The organism is Streptomyces sp. NRRL S-31 (genome assembly GCF_000718775.1).
GTDB lineage: Bacteria > Actinomycetota > Actinomycetes > Streptomycetales > Streptomycetaceae > Streptomyces.
In genome coordinates this window covers 92152-113984 of the sequence record NZ_JOCB01000011.1, presented here as the reverse complement: position 1 = coordinate 113984, position 21833 = coordinate 92152, and the positions used below count along the sequence as shown (strand labels likewise).

The window sequence follows — 21833 nt, the reverse complement described above, 5'->3', positions numbered from 1 at the left end:
CCTCCGACTCCTTCTGCAACGCCGCCAGCGCCTGGTTGCGACGGTGGTTCGCCGCCGTGTCCGCCAGCGCCGCACCCTCGATGTCGAAGTCCAGCCGGGACAGGCCGAGGGCGTCCACGACCGCGCCGTACTGCTCCTGCAACGCGGGTACGGCATCGCAGCCCTGCGCCAGTTCCTTGCCGGAGGCCCCGCCGAACGACGCGATCACCTCACCGCCGGAACCACGCAGACCCTGTACCGCCACCTGCCACTTCTCGTCCGTGATGGGCGTGTCGCCGTTGAAGGTGGCCTTGCAGCCGCCGCCGTCCAGCACGAACGCGAGGGTGGCGTACTTCAGCCCCGCCTGACGCGCCTTCTCCAACTCGTCGGGCGAGCCCCACGTCTCCACGTACGGTGCCGCGTAACGGGACGGGAAGCCCATGGTGCCCTTGCCCGGGGCCACCGCGCCCGTGACCGGGGAGGCGGACGGCGTGGCGGACGACTGCTGGGTGGTCCCGGGGCCGGCCGTGTTGTCGGCGTGGGTGAGCGTCTCCCACGCGACGAACAGGTGGTTCGTCCCCGCGGGGCGGTTGCGCTCGGTGAGCTTGGCGGTCTCGGGCAGGTCCTCGCCCAGCCGGGTGTGCAGGGCGTTGTACCCGACCTCCGTGACGGGCCCCAGGTCGTCCTTCAGGCTGCCACCGCAGATGGACGACGGCACGGCCGCGCCGAGCGAGTACTTCGACTGGAACTCCAGTGCCTGCTTCAGGCGTTCACCCACCTGGGAGTACAGGTCCTGGCCCTGGATCCAGGCGGTCTCGGCGACGTGCGAGATCGAGGAGATGCCGTACCCGGTGTGCTTCAGGTCGCGGCAGGTCTCCTGGGTCAGGCCGGAGGTGAAGGTGGACTGGCCCTGCCAGTAGCCGACCGTCGCCGACTTCTCGGCCACGCCTCCCGTCGCCGCCTTGGGCAGGGAGCCGTCGGAGTCCAGGTAGACGTAGGCGGCGACGCGCTTCAGATAGCGGGCCACCGCCTCGTCGTAGCTGGTGCGGTCGTCGAGGAAGACGGAGATGCCGACCGCGGCCTCCATCATGCTCAGTTCCCAGTTGCCGTTGCTGTCCGAGCCCTTGATGACCTCGGGCAGGTAGACGTCGCGCAGCATGGTCGCGAAGCGTTCCTCCTGCGGCCACCCGGTGTAGGTGGAGCGGATGATCTCCGCGGCGCGCGGCCACATGGACCCGGCCCAGCCGGTCTGGAGCGGCGCGTTGCTGTTGGTGTGGGAGGTGATCGTCGACGACCAGGCGTCCATGATCTGGATGGACTTCTGGGCGTACTTCTCGTCCTGGGTGAGGTACCAGGCGAGGGCGTCGGTGTACGCGGCGATCGCGTCCTCCCGCTCGGCGGTGCACCCGTTGTCGGGCTGGGAGTACGGGCCGCACTCCACCGTCTGGCGGGGCCTGGGTTGGCGGGACAGGGAGGCGTAGGTGCTCGCCATCATCTGGTCGAACGCGCCCTTCCAGGGCTGGCTCCCCGCCTGCACCTTCTCTCGTACGAAGTCCAGTTGGGGTCTGCTCTCCATCACCCCGGGGTGGGCGAACGCCGTGGACGGGGCGGGGTCCCCGTCCTGTCCCGCGAGCGCGGGGACCGCCACGACCGCCGTCATCAACAGGGCGATCACGGCGCCGAGGGCGACTCGTTTCTGCTTCTCCGTGTACCGCCCGGGCGGGCGGCGGAGAAGTGCGTTGAACATGCGGCACGCCTTCCAGGAGCCGGTGGCCAGTTCCGTCGGGTTCGGCAGCCTGCGTGGTGCACCCTCGGCCGGTGACGCGGGACGTCCCGGTGTGTCGCGCGAAGGGGGCGGTTCGCCCGGCTGGGAACAGCGAGGGCCGCTTCCCGGGCGCCGGGGGTCGTCCCGGTCGCCGCCTCAGGGAGCCGCCCTCGCGCGTCATCCTGCTGGCGGCCGGCGGGCGCCCGCCAGCGCGCATGCCTCACCGTGCCCGTTAGGCCAGGGGATCTGTCCGAACAACCCGCCGGTGCCCCGGGTGCGGGCCGGACCCGGCGTCAGGCGCCGGCGCCGCCCCGCCAGTCGCGCCACGCCCGGGTCAGTTCGCGCACCGCCGTCCGGTCCAGCTCCGCGTCCTGCGCCGGCTGCCCGGGTCCGACCTCGCGCATCAGGACGACGCCGGAGGTGCCGGGCTCCGGGCCGAGCACCCGGAACCGGGAGCCTGGCAGGAACAGCACCCGGTCCGGGCACAGCGGGTCGAGCAGGTCCGTGCGGCGGCCGTCCTCGGACCAGATGAGGACGTCGGTGTTGCCCGGTCCGTCGCCCGGACCGAGGGCGGACGCCTCGCAGACGTCGGGGTCGGTCACCAGCGACTGCCCGGCGTACCACTGCCGCACCGCCTCGTCGAGCGTGGCCCGCAGGCCGGTCGCCCCCCGGTGCACGGGGAGCATCCGCAGTCCGGTGCGCAGCAGTTCACCGTCGTGCTCCGCCGGACCGGCCGCCGCTTCGGTGCCGGTGCCGTCCGGCTCGTCACTGTCCGCCAGCCGGCGGAGCACCGCCGCGAGACCGGCGACGGCGTCCGGCTCCGGCACGTCCGGGGTGAGTTCGGGGTGCCGGCGCAGTACCTCGGCCGCGACGGACAGGGAGCCCTCATGGCCGCTGTCCCGGGCGGTGTGCGGCCGGGCCGGGCCGGTGCCGCCCGGCCGCGGGTGGACGGCGCCGCCGTCGGGGGCGGGGGCGGTGACGTCGTGGCCCCGCGGGCCGGTGGGACGGGAGACGCCCAGGCGCACCGCTCGGCGCAGCTCGGGCGGGAAACCCTCCACCAGGTCCGCGGCGAGCTGCCGCAGCCGGGGCAGTTCCTCCTCGGAGTCGGCGTCGCACAGGACCCGTTCCCGGCCGGGCTCCGGGTCGCCGGAGCGCACCTCGGCGGCGTACGGCGGGTCCTGCGGCAGCCGCACCCACAGGCCGACGGGCACCACTTCGACGACCACGTCCGGCGCGAGGAGGTAGGTGCCGGGGCCGGTCTGCTCCAGGTCGCCGAGCGGCCAGCGGTGGGCCGCGGCGTACGTCGGCGGCGGTCCGGCGGGGCCGGCCGGCGGCTGGTGGACGAACTCCTGTCCCAGCAGCGGACGGCCGGGCGAGCCGTCGGCCCGCACCAGCAGCACCTCGGTGCCGTCGCCGGTTCCGTCGGGCATGCCGTTGTACCGGCGCACGGGTTCGCCGACCACCTGGGCGAGGACGTCGCCGAAGTGCCGTCCCCCGCTCAGGCGGGTGGGTCCGTAGCAGACGAACCGCACGGCCGGACGTATGTGCGGGGGCAGGCCCTGCCAGAACCGGGCGACGTCCGCGAGCGGCAACGGCGCCGTCCCGGGGACACCGGCAACGACGGTGAGCAGTTCGGGGGAGGGGGTCAACTGGCCGGTCAGATACGTACGGTGGTCGTCCAGGGCGGTGTCCGGCGCCTCGGGGCGCAGCCAGACACCCGCGGGGAGCCGTTCCGCCACGGTCGTGCCGAGCGACCAGGGTCCCTCGGGCAGGGCGGACTCCCACGACGGTCTCGGTTTCGGGAAGGCCCTGGAGTCCCGCGCGTCGGGCAGGCCGGGTGCGCAGCGCACCCATCCCGCGCCGCGGTCGGCACCGATGAACAGGCCGCCGCCGGGGGTGGGCTGCGGGGTGCCGTCCGCCGCGAGCACCGTCCTGCCCAGCCGCTCGGCGAGCCACCGCGCCACGGCCACGGCCCCGGGGCGGGGCGGCCGGCCGAAGACCAGCCGGAGTCCGCCGGTCCCCTCGGGCACGGCCCGCGCCATCCGCTCCAGCGTGGAGCCGTCCACGTCGTCGGGCAGGTCGGCCACCAGGACGGTGTACTCGGGGTCCGGGGCGAGACCGGCCGCGAAGGACAGGGCGCGCGGATCGGCGGTACCGGCCGGGGAGAGGAGCCATGCGGCGCCCGCGCGGTGGGCGGTGAACTCCCGGGCGGACACCGCCCCGGTCCCGGCCGGCTGTCCGGGCGTCCGGCGCGTGTCCGAGGAGGGTGCCGCCGGTCCGCCGCGCGGCGTGGCGGGGCGCGGGGCCACCGGGGCCTGCTGCCGCCGGCCGGGCCCGGCCGGCGTACGGGCCGCGTCCGGGCGGGGGGCGCTGGGCCGGCCCGCGGTCCTCGCGGTGCCCGCGCGGGTGGACGCCGTCGGTTGCGGGTCGGCTCCCGATCCGGTCTGGTTGCCGCTCATGCGCTTGCTTCTCCCTGAGAGGGCGGTCCCCCTCCCGTGGGCGGTGCGCGACCTGCCGGTGCGCCCGGGGACCAGTGATCCACTGTAGGAACGCGCCGGCCTCGCGGTCCACCACGCCCGCCCCGCACCCCCGCGTGACCTGGCGCTTCGCGCCACGCGGGCATGGAACGTGCCCTTTCGGGCAGGGTGCGCGCGGTCGGTGGAGTCCGTGCGGCGGCCTTCCTAGGCTGCGCGGGCCGCCCGCAACCCGGCCGCCGCGTCCATCGTGTCCGCCGCGTCCCGCCCCCCGACAGGAGAACCGTATGAGCCCTTCCCCGGCCGCCGCCGTGTCGTCCGACCGGCTGCTCGCCCGGCTCGAGGCCGGTATGGCCGCCGGTCCGGTTCCGGATCCCGCTCTGCCGGACTGGCTGTGGCAGGTGAGCGCGGTGCTGTACGACGGCCAGGACGGCGCCGGGGCGCGGGACTGGGCGCTGCGGCTGCACGGCGCGCTCGCCCGTCTGGCCGGTCCGGTGCCGTTCGCCGTCGTGCACGACTGGCACGCCCGCACCGTCGCGCCGATGCTGGCGGAGGCGAGCGTCCGGCGGGACCGCCCGGCGGGACCGCAGGAGGCGGTGAGGGAGCTGCATCTGCGGGCCCTGGCCGGCGAGCGCGTCACGGCGGCCGAGTGGGAGGCCGTGCTCGAACCCGCGCTGCGGGTGGCCTACCGCCTCGCCTACGCCTACGCGGACGCCTTCGCCGACGCGTACGCCGGGGCCCACGCGTACGCGGTCGCGAACGACTACGGCGCCGAGCGGGCGGCCGAGTTCGCGGGCAGCTACGCCGAGTCGAACACCGGCGCCAACGCCGCGTCCTTCGCCGAGGGCAACGCCCTGGCGCACGCCGGTACGACGGCGGCGGCCTGGGCCGCGGCCGACGCGCGCGCCTACGCGGAGACCTTCCCCTTCGCCCAGGTGCACGTGTGCGCCCTGGCCTGGGCCGGCCGCGAACACCCGGCGACAGGGGACGAGGACGGCGAGCGGCGGGAGCGGGAGGCACGGCTGCGGGCGGCCCACCGGCGGCTGGCCGACGGGCTCGTCGACGCCCTGGCCCGGGCGGCCTCCTGACCCGCCCGGCCCGGCGGGGGCGGCCGGCGGGTGGCCGTCGTGGGCCGCCGGCCGCGGGACCTCACGCCTCGGGCCGGCGGCCCTTGATGGCCACGCGGCGGCCGTGGCGGGCGTGGGGGTAGTAGTCCCAGACGGCGTGGTGCTGGACGCTGCGGTTGTCCCAGAACACCAGCGTGTCCGGGGTCCAGCGGACCCGGCAGCTCAGCATCGGCGTGCGGGCGACCAGGTCGAACAGCATGGTGAGCAGCGCCTTGCTCTCCGCGCCGGACAGCTGCGGGATGTGCGAGGTGTAGGCGGGGTTGACGAACAGCAGCTTGCGGCCGGTCTCGGGGTGGCGCACCACCAGCGGGTGCTCGTTCCTGGGCAGGACGTAGCCCTCCGGAGGGGTGTGGCCCTGCCAGGCGACGGCGTCGTCGTGGACCGCGGTCAGGCCGTCGAGGAAGGCCCGCATCGCCGGGGACAGCACCTCGTAGGCGAGGTGCATGTTGGCGAAGAGGGTGTCGCCGCCGCTGCCGATGTCCGGGGTGCGGCTGATGTGGAGCATCGAGCCGAGGGCCAGCTCGGGATTGGAGGTGCCGTCGGCGTGCCAGCCGTGGCCGTCGACGTCGGTGGAGTCCTTGTCGGCGCTGATCTCCAGGACGACCGGGTCGCGGCCCTCCGGGACGGCCACCGGCAGCGGGCGGAGCTCACCGAAGTGCGCGGCGAACCGCTTGTGGTCCTCGACCGACAGCGCCTGGTCGCGGAAGACGAGCACGTGGTGTTCGAGGAAGGCGTGCCGGATCTCCGCCAGTTGGCGGTCCGGCAGTTCGCGGGTGAGGTCGACGCCGGTGATCTCGGCTCCGACGACCGGGGTCAGCGGGTCGGCGGCGATCGTCTCGTAGACCGTCCTGGGCCTGGTGGTGATGTGCTCGACGGCGTCCAGTACGAACTTCTCCATGGTGTCCTTCCGTGTCTTCCTCTTGCGGGGGGGGCGGTTCGGGTCACAGGCCGCGCGTCAGCAGGTCGGCCAGGATCATCCGGCCGAAGGCCAGATTCCCGTGGATGGTGTCGTCGGGCTCGCACAGCTCGGGGCGCTGCGCACCCGTGGCGTCGGTGCTCCGGTCGCGCACGTCGACGATCTCCACGCCGAGCGGGAGCACGGCCCGGCGGAGGGTGTCCTGCGCGGCCCGGAAGACCTCGGGGTCGGCGTGGCCGGGGACCCGTTGCGGCGGCAGCACCGCGAGCGTGCGCAGTCCGAGTTCGCGTGCCCGGCGGTAGAAGGCCAGCGCCCCGCGGGACATGGACAGGACGATGTCGTCGAAGAGCCGGCCCGGCAGGAAGCCCGGGGGGAACGCGCCGCGTACCCGGTAGACCTTCCAGTTCTCGGCGGTGGCGACGAAGTGGGTGCTGAACCCCAGGGTCGACACCAGCGGGACGGTCAGCCGGCCGAGGGCCGGGGCGTCCAGCCCGGCCAGGAAGCGGCGGTAGTAGCGGTCGGCCTCGGGCTTGCGGAACACGATGTCGTCGCCGCGGACGTCGAAGAAGTCGGCGGTGAACTCCCGTCCGGCGCCGATCGGTCCGCCCTGGAAGGGAATGCCCGCCTCCCGCGCCGCCCGGCCGACCGGTCCGGCGTGCGAGTCGCCCAGCAGCAGGAACCTGGCGGGGGCGGGGGCGTCAGCGGGGACCGTAGTAGTCGAGTACGGCGTCATCGCACCAGATGTCCTCTCCTCGGTCGGGGCCGGGGCCGGCGGCCGGGCGCGGTGCGGCCGGGGGCGGGGTGAGGGCGCCGAGGAACTGGCGCATGACGAAGGCGACGCCGTCCGGGGTGACCGTGCGCAGGTTCGGTTCGTAGAACCCCGCCTTGAAGGGCGCGCCGGTGATGACCTCGTACGCGGGGAAGTAGTCGACGTACTCGTGTTCCTGGGCGAGTTGCCCGGCGACGGCGCGCAGCACGGACTTGGAGTACGTGGTGGCGGTGAGCGCGTGGCCGCCGGTGGCGGTGGCGGTGAGCGGTACGGGCGAGACGGTGAGCACCACGCGCAGGGCCGGGTTGGCGGCGCGGGCGAGTCCGAGGGCCGCCGTCAGGTCGCGGTGCACCTCGGCGAAGCCGGCGTTCGCGAAGGCGTGGAGCCGGGCGTCGAAGGTGCCGCGCACGGTGCCGGGGCAGACCGGGTAGACGGCGCCGGTCTCCCGGTTCTCCCATGCCTCGGTCAGGCCGAGGGTGAGGATCAGGCAGCCGGCTCCGGCGAGGGCGCCGCCGATGGCCGCCAGGGTCGTCCGGCGGGCGGCCAGCACCGCCTGTGCCGAGTCGTGGCCGTCGGGTTCGAGCGAGGGGCGGAACGGGTCGAAGAAGCGGCCGTCCTCGTACCAGACCTCGTCGGGCGGGGCGGTCTCGCCGCTCGCCCAGGACAGCCACTGCCGGAACCCGGCGGCGGTGTAGACGTTGCCGGTGCGGAAGGAGAACGCGCCGTACTGGCGGCTCTCCCGCTCGGCCGGGGTGAGTCCCGGTGGCGCCGGCTCGGTGACCCGCCAGTTCATGCCCCGGTCGAGCAGGGCGGGGCCGATGTGGCGGGCGAAGCAGGAGCCGGCGGTCAGGACGGGGTCGTCCTGGCCGAGGGAGAACCGGGGGGTCCACAGGTCCCCGATGGCGGAGGGCTCCGGCTCGGCCACGGCGGACCGCCAGAACGAGCGGGACGGCAGGGCTCGGTACGGATGCGGATGCTGCTGACGGGGGTGTTGCTGCTGGTGCACGGCGGGGCCTCAGGTTCCTTCCGGGGGCGCTTCGGCGGTGTCCGGGGCGGCTGTCGCCGCCGCGTTGATCTCCTCGGCCACCGTCCGCACCTGGGGCGGCCGGACGATGCCGTAGTGGTCGGTGTCCAGGACGCGGCGGTGCGCCGGCCCGGACAGGTGGGCCCGCCACAGGTCCAGTTGCTCGTCGGCGGAGCCGAGCGCGGGCAGTCCGGCGACCGGGCGGGCCGCCAGCCAGAGGCGGCTCGGCGTCGCGGTCAGGCGCGGCGGTTCGTGTCCCGCCATGCTCGCGAGGTTGGCCCGGCAGCAGCGCGCCAGCCGCTCGGCGTACTCCCGCGCCGCCCGTCCCGGCACCGGCTCCGTGCCGCCCGTGCCGCCCGTGCCCAGCTCGTGGGCGAAGACCGCGTCGATACGGTCCTCGTCGTAGTCCGCGAAGCGCGGTCCGGCGCCCGGCGGGGGCGGGTCGATGAGGAAGAGACCGTCCGCCGCCCGGCCCTCCGTCTCCGCCTGCGCGGCCATCTCCAGCGCCACCCAGGCGCCGAAGGACCAGCCGGCCAGGTGCAGGCGCCACTCGCCGTGCGGGAAGCGCCGCCGCAGGGCGGCGGTGTAGTGCCGGGCCCGTTCCGGCAGGGACCACTCGGGCGCGGTCCCGCGCAGGGCGGGGTCGGCGATCAGACAGACGGTGAGGCGCGGGTCGAGCGCCGACACCAGGGCGCGGTACGCCTGGATGTCGCCGCCCACCGGGTGGACCAGGCAGAGCAGGTCGCGCCCGGTGCCCCGCTGCCACACCTCGAGGGACACCTGGGGCCCGGTGGCGGCTTCGGCCCGCGCCGGCCGGGAGGGCGCCGCTTCGGCCTGGGCCGTTTCGACGGACGCCGTTTCCGCGTGTGCCGGTTCCGCGTGCGCCGGTTCCGCCAGGGCTGCTTCGACGGACGCCGGCTCCGCGTGTGCCGACCCCTCGTGCGAGGACTCCTCGTGCGCGGTTTCGCCGAGCAGTGCCAGCACCTCCGTCAGGCTCACCCGGTGGCTCATCCGGGAGAGTTCGAGGTCGATGCCGAAGTGCCGCTTCACCTCGCTGATCAGGTCGAGCAGCGTGAGCGAGTCCGCGCCCAGGTCGTAGAGGGACGCGTCCGGGTCCAGCTCCTCCAGCCCCAGCCAGCGGCACAGGTGCTCGGTGAGCTGTTCGGCGGGCGGGGTCTCCTCGGGGCGGGCCGCGGTCTCCTCCGGTGCCGGGGCCGGTGCTCCGGCGGGTGCCTCGTAGAAGCCGCGGGCCTGCTCCGGCGGGGTGGTGGAGACCAGCAGCTGCGGCAGTTGCAGCCGCAGGGCCCGTTCGAACACCCGGCTGCCCTCGGCCACGTCCAGGCCGACCGCCAGGTGCGCCTGGTGACGGGCGTCCGACCGCAGCGCCTGCCGGGCCATCCCGGCCTCGTGCCAGACGTCCCAGTCGATGCCGAGGCGCAGCGTGGTCTCCGCCGGGTCGGCCCGGTGGCGGGCGAAGCCGTCCAGCAGACCGCTCGCCGCCGCGTAGTCGAGCTGCCCGACGCCGCCGAAGAGGGCCGCCATGGACGAGCAGTACGCGGCGAACTCCGGCCGGAAGCGCGCGATCAGCGACTCGACCAGCAGGGCGCCGTTCAGCTTCGCGGCGGTGGCCCGGCGCATGGCGGCGCCGTCGCGCCGGACGATGAGGTTCCCGGCCGCCTCGCCGACGGCGTGGACGACGCCGTCGACCCGGTCGGTGTACCGCTCGATCGTCGCCAGCACCGCGCCGGGCGGCTGCTCGGCCAGGTCGGCCTCGACCATGCGGACCCGGTCCGCCCAGGGTGCCAGGCGGTCCGGCAGGGACGGCCGCCGGGCCACCAGGATCACCCGGCTGTCGGTCCGCTCCAGCAGCCAGGCCGCGAGGGTGCCGCCGATGCCGCCGGTGCCGCCCAGGATCACGTGGACGCCGTCCCCGGCGGCCGGTACCCCGGCGGTTTCGGGCGGCGCGGTGACCGGCAGCAGGGTCTGCTGCCACCAGTAGCCCTGCCGCAGCGCCAGCCGGCACTGCTCCGGGGCGGCGGGGTCCGGCTCCGCCAGGACCGGGGCCAGCAGCGGCGCCCAGTCGGCGAGACCGGTACCGGGCAGGTCGAGCCAGCGCCCGGCGACGCCGCGCTCCTGGCGGCCGACCTCGCAGACGCCGGCCAGGAGGCCGAGTTCCGGCCGGTCCACGCCGCCCTCCACGGGCTGCGCCCGGTGGGAGAGCCAGAAGGCGCGCAGCGGCCCCGCCTCCGTCCGGCCGGCCATCGCCCGCAGCAGTGCGGCCGGGGTGTCGACGCAGGCCCAGTGGGCGCGGGCGAGCGACTCCTCCCCCACCGCCCCGTCGACGGCCAGGGGCAGCGCGTGCAGCCAGTCGACACCGGCCCCGGTCGCGTCGGCCAGGGCGTCGAGGAGCAGGTCAAGCGAGTCGGGGTCGGCCGGGTCGACCTGGTAGGCGTCGTCGGCCAGCCGGGCGAAGACGTCCGCCGCGGCGACCCGTACCACCCGGGCGTAGCCGGCCCGCAACGGCCGTACGGCGGCCTCGGGCAGCGGCTCGGCCGTCATCACCACCAGCAGGTCGCGGGCGGGCGTGGCGGGAGCGGCGGGCAGGGCCCGGCGCAGCCGTACCCAGTGCGGCTGGTGCAGCCACTCGGCTTCGGGCAGCCGCCGCGGGCCGGCGGAGACGGCCGGCGCGGGTACGGAACCGGGTGCGGGTGCGGACGTGGGCGCGGGTGCCGAGGGGGCGGCGCGCGGGAAGTCGTGGTCGGTCAGCCGGAAGGCGGGCGGCGGGAAGTCCCAGGGGGCCGGTGCCGGTCCGGCCGGCCAGTGGACGGTCCGTCCCGCCAGCCAGGCGTCGGCCAGCTCCCGGGCGGTACGGCCGGCGGCGGACAGGCCCTCGCCGTCCGGCGCCGTCTCGGTGCCGGCCGCCGTGCGCAGCCAGGCCACCGCGGCGGCGGCGTCCGGGCAGACCCCGGCGAGCCGCCAGCGGTGCGCGGGACGTCCGGCCTGGAGGTGCCGCAGCACCTGGTGGTAGGTCTCGGGGCGGGCCTCAAGGTAGTCGGCGATCCGCGCGGCGTCGGTGGCGAGGCCCTCCGCGCTGCTGCCGGACAGCGGCAGGCAGGGCACGGCGGCCGGTGGCGCGGCCGGGGCCGGGGCCTCCTCCACCAGCAGGTGGGCGTTGGTGCCGCCGATGCCGAAGCTGCTCACGGCCGCCACCCGGGGCCGGTCCCCCGGCCAGGGCCGGGCCTCGGTGGGGACGTGGAACGGCGTGAGGTCGCCGATCCGCGGGTTGACGCGGTGGAAGCCGACGTTGGGCGGGAGCACACCGTGGTGGACCGCCAGGGCGGCCCGCACGAGTCCCACCACCCCGGCCGCGGCGCCCAGGTGACCGATCTGGCTCTTCACCGACGCCAGCGCGCAGTTGTCCGGCGTGTCGAGGTCCAGGGCCTGGCGCAGCGCGCCCACCTCGACCGGGTCGCCGAGCTGGGTGCCGGTGCCGTGCGCCTCGACGTAGCCGATGTCGGCGCCGGTACGGCCGCCGCGCCGCAGGGCGGCCCGGATCACCTCGCGCTGGCCGGCCAGCGAGGGGGCGCTGTAGCCGAGCTTGCCGGACCCGTCGTTGTTGAGGGCCGAGCCGGTGACCACCGCGTAGACGGTGTCGCCGTCGCGTCGTGCGAGCCGCAGCGGCTTGAGGACGACCACGCCGACGCCGCTGGCGCCGATGGTGCCGCCGGCGTCGTCGCTGAAGGGCCGGCAGTGTCCGTCGGCGGAGAAGATGTGCTGCGGCTGGTAGGTGTAGCCGTCGGTCAGCTGGGTGTCGACGAGCACTCCCCCGGCCAGCATGACCTCGGCGTCGCCCTGGCGCAGCAGGCCGGCCGCGAGGTGCACGGCCACCAGCGAACTGGCGCAGGCGGCCTGCACGGTGAACGCCGGTCCGGTCAGGCCCAGGTGGTAGGCGGCCTTCGTGGCGAGGAAGTCCTTCTCGTGGTGCAGCGCCAGCTGGAAGCCGTCGGGCAGGTGTGCCGGATCGGCCTCGCGCAGCATCGACTGGAAGTAGGTGTTCTCCCCGCAGGCCGCGATCAGGCCGACGCGCCGCCCGGCCGGGTCGGCGATGCCGGCGTGGGCGAGCGCCTGGACACAGCTCATCAGCAGGTGGCGCTGTTGCGGGTCCATCAGGCGTGCGTCGCGGCGGCTGATGCCGAAGTGCTCCGGGTCGAAGGCCAGCAGTCCGGCCATCTGGCTGCGGGCGCCGACCAGGCCGTCCGCCGCGTCGAAGTGCTCGACGCCGGTGCCGCCGTCGCGGACCATCCGCCAGAAGGCGGCCAGGTCGTCGGCGCCGGGCAGCCGCACCGCCATGCCGATGACGGCGACGGGCTCGTCGGCCGCCGACGGCTGCGGCTCGGTCGCCGACGACGGGGACGCGGTGGCCGGTGGCTCGGTCACGGTCGCGCTCGCGGTCTTGGCCTCGGTCGCCGTCTCGGTCTCGGTCGCCGACGGCCGGAGCGCGGGGGCCGAGTCAGAGATAGAGGCGGAGGCGGGCGGGAGCAGGGGGGCCAGGAAGCGGGCCAGACGGCGGACGGTGACGTGCTCGAACAGGTCGGCGACGGTCAGCGGCAGCCCCAGTTCCGTGGTGCAGCGCAGGTGGAAGCGCATCAGGTCGAGGCTGGAGGCGCCCGCCTCGAAGAAGCGCTGGTCGGGCTGGACCGGTGTGCCGGTCACCGCCTCGAACAGCTCGCTCAGGCGTCCCTCCAGCGAGGACGGGCGGGGCGCGGCGGCGGCGCGCGGGGTCAGTTCCTCGCCGGGCGCGGTGAGCGCCGCGCGGCGGTCCAGCTTGCCGCTGGGGGTGCGCGGCAGCGCCGTCAGCCGGCGGAAGCGCTGGACGCGTACGTGCGGTGGCAGCAGCGGTGCCAGATGGCTCGCCAGCTCCTCGGGCGCCAGGGACGCGTCGCGGCACTGGAGGCAGGCCACCAGTTGCTCGCCGTCCCGCACCACCACGGCGTTGACGATCGCGGGGTGGCGCAGCAGCGCGGCCTCGACCTGGCCGAGTTCCAGCCGGTGGCCGCTGAACTTGATCTGCTGGTCGTCGCGGCCCAGGTAGTGCAGCAGGCCGTCGTGGTCGAACCGGGCCAGGTCGCCCGTGCGGTAGAACAGCCCGAGGCCGGGCAGTTCCGTGAACCGGGCGCGGTTGAGCGCGGCGTCGCCCAGGTAGCAGGGCGCGACCAGCGGCCCGCCGATCAGCAGCCGGCCGGGGCGGCCCGGGGGTACGGGCTGGTCGGCCTCGTCGACCACGCGCAGCCAGGTGTTGGCGACGGGGCGGCCGATCGCGGGGCGTTCCGGCCAGTCGGCCGGGTCGCCGTCCAGGCGGAGGGCGCTGACGACGTGGGTCTCGGTCGGGCCGTAGTGGTTGAACAGGCGGGCGCCGGGCATCCCGGCGAACCAGCGGCGGATGGCGTCCGTGCACAGCAACTGCTCGCCCGCGGTGATCACCTCGCGCAGCCGGGAGGGGTAGCGGCCGAGGTGGACGGCGTGTTCGGCGAGGAGTTGCAGCGCGACGTAGGGCATGAAGACGCGTTCCACGCCGGCCGACTCCAGCTGGGCCAGGAGCGCGGGCGGGTCCTGCCGCCAGCCGGGCCTCACCAGGTGCAGGCAGCCGCCGCCGCACAGGGTGCCGAAGATCTCCTGGAAGGAGACGTCGAAGGACAGCATGGAGAACTGCTGAGTGACGGCGGGCGCGGCCAGGTCACCGGACTCGCGCTGCCACTGGAGGAGGTTGCACAGGGTGCGGTCGGACACCTGCACGCCCTTGGGGGTGCCGGTGGAGCCGGAGGTGAACAGGGTGTACAGCGGCCGTCGGCCCTGGTGCGGCGGGGTCGCGGGGGCGGACGCGGTGGACAGCCGGACCGGGTGGCGGGGCAGGTGCGGCGGGGCGATCGCGTCGAGCGCGGCCTCGCCGCCCGGCGGGACCAGGACGCACAGCGGTCGTGCCTGGTCCAGGATCTGGCGCAGCAGGGCCGGCGGGTAGCCGGGGTCGAGCGGTACGGCGGTGATGTTGAGGCGGGCCAGGGCGAGCAGCGCCACCACGTGTTCGACGGAGGGGTCGAGGTGGAGCGCGACGGCGCGCGGACGGTCGTCGTCCGCGGGCGGTGCCGGGAACCGCTCCAGCAGTTCGGCGGCCAGTGCCGCGGCGTGGGTGTCGAGCCGGGCGTAGCTGACGGTGCGGTCGCCGGACACCAGCGCGGGGGCGGAGGGCGTCCGGCGGACCTGCCGGGCGAAGGCTTCGGCGACGGTGGTGTCGGTCAGCCCCGTGAGGGTGCCGCGGCCGGGGTCGGGAAGGCTGTGCCGGTACGGCGTCACCAGGTCGGTGACGGTGCTGTCCCGCTCCCCCGCCAGCCGGTCCAGGGCGTCCTGGAAGAGGCCGGCCATGGCCCGCACCTCCGAGGCGTCGAAGTGGCCGTCGGCGTACTCCCAGAGCAGGTCGAAGCCGTCGGCGTGCTCGACCGCCGACAGGGTCAGCGGGCACTTGGCGTGGGCCGGTTCCGGCCAGCCGGGGCGGGCCTCGCAGCCCGGCAGGGCCAGCGCGGAGAAGTCGGTGTTCTCCAGGACGAACAGGAAGTCGAACGGCGTGCCGTCGCCGTGGGCGCCGGTGTCGGCGAGTACGTCGGCCAGGGCCACGTCCTGCCGGTCCAGTACGTCCTGTGCGGCGGCGGCGTGCCGCAGCAGCCCGGCGCGCAGCGTCTCGCGGGGCGCGACCCGCAGGGGCAGCAGCACCGTGTTGGCGAACATGCCGACGCTGTCCTCGAACTCCCGCACGGGCCGGTTGGCGACCGGGCTCGCGACCCGCAGCCGCGAGCGGCCGGTGACGCCGTACAGGCTCCAGGCGAAGACGCCCAGCAGCAGCTGGAAACGGGTCAGGCCCAGTGCGGAGCAGAGCCGGTCCAGGGTGGCCAGGCGCACCGGGTCGAGGGAGGTGCGCAGCAGGCGCCCCGCGGTGCCGGCGCCGGGCCGCAGCGGTTCCCACGGCGCCGTGACCGCCGCCTGCTCGGCTTCCTCCTCCGCCCGGGCATAGTGGGTGCGCAGTTCGGCGCGCTGGCTGCGGTAGTCCGGCCGGGTGTGCCAGTCGCTCTGCCAGACGGCGAAGTCGAGCGGGGTCGGCACCGCGGCAGGCGCTCCCTCGCCCTCGTCCTCGCTGTCTTCGTCCGGCTCGGCCGCGTACTCCTCGGAGAGTTCCCGGAAGAGCACGTTGAGCGACCAGCCGTCGACGGCGATGTGGTGCAGGTGCAGCAGGAGTACGCCGCCCTCGCCGTCCGGGAGCCAGCTCGCCCGCAGCAGGCGCGGCCGGGCCAGGTCGAACGGTGTGGCGAAGAAGCGGCGGGCGTGGTCGTCGTGGCCGCCCGCGTCGCCGCCCGGCGCCCCGGCCGGCTCCGTCCACGGGTCGTACGGCTCGCCCACCACCTGGCGCAGTCCTTCGGTGGTGGCTTCGAACGCGGTGCGCAGCGCCGGATGGCGGACCACGAGCCGGCGCAGCGCACGGCGCAGCGCGGCGCTGTCGACGGTGCCGCGGACGGTGAAGGACAGCGTGACGTCGTAGGCGCGGGAGAGGGGGTCGCGCTGGTGCAGCAGCCAGAGCCGCTGCTGCTCGGAGGTGGCCGGCGCGGAGCGGGCGTCCGCGGGGACGGGGGGCGCCGGGTACGGCGAGCGGTCCGTGCCGCGTCCGTCCTCCACGGCGGCGGCGAGTTCCGCGAGGTCCGCCCGCAGGACCAGGCTCTGCGGCAGCTCGCTCCCCCAGAGCCGGCGCACCTCGGAGCGCAGCCGCAGCGCCTTCAGCGAGTCGCCGCCGCTGGGTATCCAGCGGTCGTCCAGGCGCAGTCCCGGTACGCCGAGGATCCGGCTCGCCAGGTCGAGCATCCGGCGCTGCGTCGCGGTGGCGCCGGTGGTCGCGGCGGCCGGGCGCTCGGCGCGTCGCCAGGGCTGCTCGTCGTCGCGCCGGAGCAGGGCGGCTTGGTCGGTCTTGCCGTTGGCGGTCAGCGGTATTTCGTCGACCAGGTGGATGCGGTGCGGCCGCATGTACGGCGGCAGCCCGGCCGTGAGGTGGCGGTCGAAGTCGTCGAAGTCGAGGGCCGCGTCCGGTACCAGGTAGGCCAGCAGTTCGTTGACGCCCTGCCGCTCGTCCCGGCGCGTGCAGACGTACGCCTGCCGGACCGCCGGGTGGGTCAGGATGTGGCGTTCCAGCTCCCCGGGCTCGATGCGGAAGCCGCGCACCTTGACCTGGCGGTCCGCGCGGCCCACGTACTCGACGAGGCCGTCGGCGCCGCGTCGGACCAGGTCGCCGGTGCGGTAGTACCGGGTGCGCCCGCCGTCGTGCCGGTCGAGCCGGACGAAGCGGCGCGCGGTCTCGTCGGGCAGGTTCCGGTAGCCGGCCGCGAGCGCCTCCCCGGCGAGCAGGAGTTCGCCCAGCTCCCCGGTGTCGGCCGGCCGGTCGCCGTCGGCCACCACGAGCGCCTCGGTGCCGGGCAGCGGCCGGCCGATGGGCACCACGTCGCCGTCGAAGTCGCGGGGGATGGGGTGGCACAGGGCGAAGGTGGTGGCCTCGGTGGGGCCGTACACGTTGTGCAGCCGGGTGGGGCTCGCGGGGTTGTCCCGGTACCAGCGGCGGATCAGCGGGGCGTTGAGCTGCTCGCCGCCGACCAGCACCTGGCCGACCTCGGCGAAGCAGTCCGGGACCCGGTCGACGACCGTGTTGAACAGCGCCACGGTCATGAAGAGGGTGTCGACGCGCCGCCGCCGCAGTTCGGCCGCGAGTACGTCGGGGGTCTGCACCACCTCGTCGTCGAAGATCACGCAGCAGCCGCCGGTCAGCAGCGGCACCCACACCTCGAAGCTGAGGGCGTCGAACGCGGGGTTGGACAGGCAGGCGTAGCGCGCGCCCTCGGGCAGCCGCAGATAACCGGGCCGCGCCAGCCGCAGGATGCCGGCGTCCCGCACCTCGACGCCCTTGGGCCGGCCGGTCGTGCCGGACGTGTAGAAGACGAAGCCGACCGGTGTGGCGGGGGCGGCCTGCGCGGGAGCGGCCTGCGCGGGGACGGCGGCGGGGGCTGGGTCCGACGGCGCGACGGCTTCGGCGGTGACCGGGGTGGCGGCGACCGGGGTCGCGGCGACCGGGGTCGCGGCGACCGGGGTCGCGGCGACCGGGGTGGCGGCGAGCAGGTGGGCGACCGCCAGGGGCGTCACGCCGTCCGGCAGGCCGTCGGGTACGTCCTCGCCGTGGATCAGCGCCACGGCGGCCGAGTCGGTGAGGATGTGGCCGCGCCGCCCGGGCGGGCTCTGCGCGTCGAGCGGTACCACCACCGCGCCCAGACGCCGGACGCCGAGCATGGCGCAGACCAGTTGCCAGGACCGCGGCAGACAGACCGCCACGCTCTGGCCGGCCCGGACGCCATGGCGGCGCAGGGCGTCGGCGACGGCGGCGCTGGCGGCTTCGAGCCCGGCGTAGTCGAGGCGCCGGGCGCCGTCGAGCACGGCGACGGCGTCCGGGGTGCGGCGGGCCTGGGCCAGCACGCTCGCGGCCAGACCGGCCGCCGGGGCGGGACCCGCGGGCGCGACCGGTGCGGTGGATGCGGTGGGTGTCGGTTCCATCATGCTCTCCCCGCCAGGCCGTGCCCGGTCTCGTTCGGTACGGGTCGGGTCGCCGGCCGGGCCAGCTCGGATTCGAGCAGCGCGGCCACCCGCGGGATGCCGGCGGGTTCCAGGATTTCCCAGTGGTCGCAGTCCAGTTGCTCCACCCGCAGGCGGCCGGTGCCGACGCGCCGGTGCCAGTGGTCCGCGGCCGTCCGCACCGCCGCGGCGTCGAGCCCCCGGGTGGCCTGCAACAGGACCAGCCGGGCCGGGGTGGACGGCGCCCGGTAGGCGCCCGCGGCCGTCCGGTTGTGGTTGTAGACCCGGTGGTACCGCTCGATCTGCTCGTCCTCGATACCGGGGTACATGCCGTTGAACCGGACCAGCTTCTCGCGGAACTCGGCCATCGGGACCGGCTCGGTCGCGGCGCGCGCGGCGTCATCGTCGTCGTCACCGTGGGTGTCGAGGAGGACGACGCTCAGCTCGGTGTGCCCGGCCAGGGCCAGCCGGCGCCCCATCTCGTGGGCGACCAGGCCGCCGAAGGAGAGGCCGGTGAGCACCAGCGGTCGTCCGTCGAGCAGTGGTTCGATGAGCCGCAGGTACTCCTCCGCCATGGCCTCGACCGTGGGCAGGAAGTCCTCGCCGGGGTTCAGCCCCGGGGACTGGACGCCGTAGACGCCGCAGTCCTCGGGCAGGGCCCTGGCCAGCGGCAGGTAGCAGAAGGCCGTACCGCCGCCGGGGTGCACGCAGACCACACCGCGGGACCCGTCGCCCTCACGGAAGGCGATGAGGTTGCCGGGGGGCTGGGCCGCGGCCCCCTGCCGCAGCCGTCCGCCGAGCGCCTCGATGGTCGGGTGCAGCATGATGTCGCGGACGGGCAGCGGCTCGCCGAACGTCTCGCGGACGGCGTGCGCCAGTCGGATGGCGGAGATCGACGTCCCGCCGATGTCGAAGAAGTCGTCCCGGATGCCGATGTCGGGGTGGAGCAGCAGCCGTTTCCATATCCGGTACAGCGCCAGCTCGATGTGGTCGCGCGGGGTCGAGGTGTTGACCTGGGCGGGCCCGGCCGTGCGCGCCTGTGCCAGCAGCGCCTCGCGGTCGAGCTTGCCGTTGGGGGTCTGGGGCAGCCGCGGCACCTCGACGACCAGCTCGGGGAGCATGTAGGCGGGGAGGCGGCGGGCGAGCGCGGCACGCCACTCGGCCGCCGGCCGGGGTACGGCCCCGTCGCGGGCGACCCCGGCGATCAGCCGGGTGCCGCCGGCCGCGTCGGGCTCCGCGAGCACGGCGGCTTCCAGGACGCCGGGCTGCTCGCGCAGTACGGCCTCCACCTCGCCGGGTTCGACACGGAAGCCGCGCACCTTCACCTGGTGGTCGGCGCGTCCGACGAACTCCAGCCGGCCGTCCGCGCGCCACCGGGCCAGGTCTCCGGTGCGGTACATACGGGTGCCGGGAGGGCCGTAGGGGTCGGCGATGAAACGTTCCGCCGTCAGCTCCGGCCGGCCGAGGTAGCCACGGGCCAGGCCCGCGCCGGCGACGTACAGCTCGCCGCGGAAGCCGGGCGGGACCGGCCGCAGGCGCGCGTCGAGGACGTAGACCCGGGTGCCGGCCACGGGCGTGCCGATGGGCGGGGTCACGGCTCCGGAGAGCGGGTCGCTCATCGTGGCGCAGACGGTGGTCTCGGTCGGGCCGTACGCGTTGATCATGCGGCGGCCGGCCGACCACCGCCCGACCAGGGCCGGCGGACACGCCTCACCCGCCACGACGAGGGTCATCCCGTCCGGCAGGGCGTCGTCGGGCAGCACCGCCAGCGCGGTCGGGGGCAGGGTGGCGTGGGTGACGGCGTGCCGGCGCAACACCCCGGCGAGGCCCTCGCCCGGCAGCAGTTCGTCCGCCGGGGCCATCACCAGCCGCGCGCCGGACAGCAGCGCCATGCACACCTCCCAGGTGGCGGCGTCGAAGCTCGGCGAGGCGAACTGGAGCACCCGGCTGTCCGGGGTGACGGCCAGCCGCTCGATCTGGCTCGCGGAAAGTGCGGCGAGACCCGTGTGGGTGACGACCACGCCCTTGGGCCGCCCGGTCGAACCGGAGGTGTAGATGACGTACGCAGGCGACACCGCCCTAAGCGGCGCACCGCGCTCGGCGTCGGTCAGATCGAGGGCGTCGGCGGGCTGGGCGGAGGCGTCGGCGGGGTGGGTGAGCACCGGGACGGCCGGGGCCGCGGGGTGGGCCGGGGTCGCGGACTCGGCCGGGGTCGCGGGGTGGAGCCGGTCGGTGTCCGTGTCGGTGTGGGTGTGGGTGTGGGTGTCGGTGTCGGGCAGGAGGAGGAGCGGGGCGGTGGTGCCGGGCAGGGTCCGCTCGGTGGCCACGTCGGTGAGGACGCAGACCGGGTCGGCGTCGGTGAGCATGTAGGTGATCCGGTCGGCCGGGTAGGCGGGGTCGACGGGCAGATAGGCGCCGCCGGCCTTCAGCACCGCCAGGATCGCCACCAGCCACCGCACCGACCGGGGCAGGGCCACCGCCACCAGGCGTTCGGGGCGGACGCCCTGCCCGACCAGGTGCCGGGCCAGCCGGTTCGCCCGGGCGTTCAGCTCCGCGTAGGTCAGCGAGACCGCGCCGAACTCCACCGCCACCGCCTGGGGGGTGGTGCGCACCCGCTCCTCGAACAGAGTGGGGAAGGGCACCGCGGGGATCGCGGGTCCCGTGTCGTTCCAGTCGTCCAGCAGCTGGGCGCGCTCGCGCTCGGACAGCAACTCAAGTGAGGACACCGGGCGTTGGGGCTCGGCGGCCATCTGGGTCAGCACCCGCCGCAGCTGCCGGCAGTGCCGCTCCACCGTCTCGCGGTCGAACAGCGCGCACGCGTAGTCCAGGGTGCCGACGACGCGGTCGCCCTCCTCCGCCAGGGACAGGGCCAGGTCGAACTTGGCCCCGGCACCGGCCTCCTCCAGCCGTGTCACATCCAGGCCCGGCAGGGCCGGCTCGCCGCCCTCGGTGTTCTGCCAGGCGAACATCACCTGGAACAACGGCGTGTGGGCCGGACTGCGGGGCGGCTTGACCACCTGCACCACCTGCTCGAACGGCAGGTCCTGGTGGGTCAGCGCCGACAGCGTGACGCCCCGCACCCGCTTCAGCAGCTCGGCCACCGACGGTTCGCCGGAGAGGTCGACGCGCAGCGCCAGGCTGTTGACGAAGAAGCCGATCAGCGCTTCGAGTTCGGCCCGGCCCCGGTTGGCCGTGGGCGTGCCGATCACCACGTCGGTCTGCCCGGACCACCGGGAGAGCACCAGGGCCCACCCGGTCAGCAGGGTCATGAACAGGGTGCTGCCGTTGCGTCGGCTCAACGTCCGCAGGGCGGCCGTGAGTTCCGCGTCGAACTCAACGCGCAGCTGCGCGCCCCGGTGGTCCTGCTCGGCCGGGCGCGGCCGGTCGGTCGGCAGGTCGAGCAGGACGGGCGCGTCCGCCAGGGCGTCGCGCCAGTACGCGGACTGCCGGGCGACCGTGTCGGCGGAGAGCCGCTCGCGCTGCCAGGCGGCGTGGTCGGCGTAGCGCGCGGGCAGCGGCGGCAGCGGATCGTCCCCGCCCGCGCGGAACGCCGCGTACAGCTCGCCGAGTTCCCGGGTGAACACACCGGTCGACCAGCCGTCCGACACGACGTGGTGGGCGGTGACCAGCAGGACGTGCCGGTCCGCGGCCAGCGCCACCAGCCGGCCGCGGAACAGCGGGCCCCGGGCGAGGTCGAACGGCGCGGTGGCCTCCTCCCGGCGCAGTGCGTCGAGCCGGTCCTCCGCGTCCGGCCGGCCGGTCAGGTCGTGCGTCCGCAGCGGGAAGCCCCCGCCGGGCGGGTCGATCCGCTGGAAGACCTCGCCGGCCACGGCGACCAGTCGGGTGCGCAGCGCTTCGTGCCGGTCGGCCAGCCGGTCGAGCGCCCGGGTCAGCGCGTCACGGTCGAGCGGTCCCCGCAGCTCGTACGCCAGCGGCATGTGGTACGCCTCGCCCGCACCGGGCATCTGCGCCAGGAACCAGAGCCGCCGCTGTGAGAACGAGCATGGGAATTCGGTGGTGATGTGCTGCGGCAAGGCCGGGTTTTCCCCTCGGGGTGGTCCGCTTCGTGTGCGATGGCGCACGTGAAGGACGGTGGGAAGAATTCGGACAGCTGTTTTCGGACGCCGTCGACAC

The 21833-nt window shown here is 75.4% G+C and carries 7 protein-coding genes and 1 pseudogene; 1 reads left to right on the top strand and 7 read right to left on the bottom strand.

Going from position 1 to position 21833, the window contains the following annotated elements; translation table 11 throughout:
- Positions 1-508: 508 nt before the first annotated feature.
- Together IF37_RS0107050 and IF37_RS0107045 are read right to left on the bottom strand one after the other, a co-directional pair.
- Positions 509-1639 (bottom strand): annotated as a pseudogene (locus tag IF37_RS0107050) (alginate lyase family protein); the annotation flags it as partial.
- A 398-nt stretch (positions 1640-2037) separates the two neighbouring features.
- Positions 2038-4203, bottom strand: a complete 2166-nt coding sequence (locus IF37_RS0107045) for a hypothetical protein (protein ID WP_030737872.1) — start codon at positions 4201-4203, stop codon at positions 2038-2040.
- Between the two features lie 302 nt (positions 4204-4505).
- Here IF37_RS0107045 and IF37_RS0107040 point away from each other — a divergent pair, with 302 nt between their 5' ends.
- Positions 4506-5306, top strand: a complete 801-nt coding sequence (locus IF37_RS0107040; RefSeq protein WP_030737869.1) for a hypothetical protein — start codon at positions 4506-4508, stop codon at positions 5304-5306.
- 61 nt (positions 5307-5367) lie between these two features.
- Here IF37_RS0107040 and IF37_RS0107035 read toward each other — a convergent pair whose 3' ends face one another.
- Genes IF37_RS0107035 through IF37_RS39110 form a run of 5 tightly spaced genes read right to left on the bottom strand, consistent with a single transcriptional unit; the run spans position 5368 to position 21733 of the window.
- Positions 5368-6243, bottom strand: a complete 876-nt coding sequence (locus IF37_RS0107035) for a TauD/TfdA family dioxygenase (RefSeq protein WP_030737866.1) — start codon at positions 6241-6243, stop codon at positions 5368-5370.
- A gap of 43 nt (positions 6244-6286) precedes the next feature.
- Entirely contained in the window at positions 6287-6994 is a 708-nt protein-coding gene (locus IF37_RS0107030) for a hypothetical protein (protein ID WP_030737863.1), read from the bottom strand.
- Entirely contained in the window at positions 6960-8036 is a 1077-nt protein-coding gene (locus IF37_RS0107025) for a GSCFA domain-containing protein (RefSeq protein WP_052845020.1), read from the bottom strand. The genes IF37_RS0107030 and IF37_RS0107025 overlap by 35 nt, the downstream gene beginning before the upstream one ends.
- A 9-nt stretch (positions 8037-8045) precedes the next feature.
- Entirely contained in the window at positions 8046-17681 is a 9636-nt protein-coding gene (locus IF37_RS41690; protein ID WP_052845019.1) for a non-ribosomal peptide synthetase, read from the bottom strand.
- A complete protein-coding gene (locus tag IF37_RS39110) occupies positions 17681-21733 on the bottom strand; it encodes a non-ribosomal peptide synthetase (RefSeq protein WP_052845018.1) in 4053 nt (1350 codons plus the stop codon). Before IF37_RS39110 ends, IF37_RS41690 begins: the two co-directional genes overlap by 1 nt.
- Positions 21734-21833 lie beyond the last annotated feature (100 nt).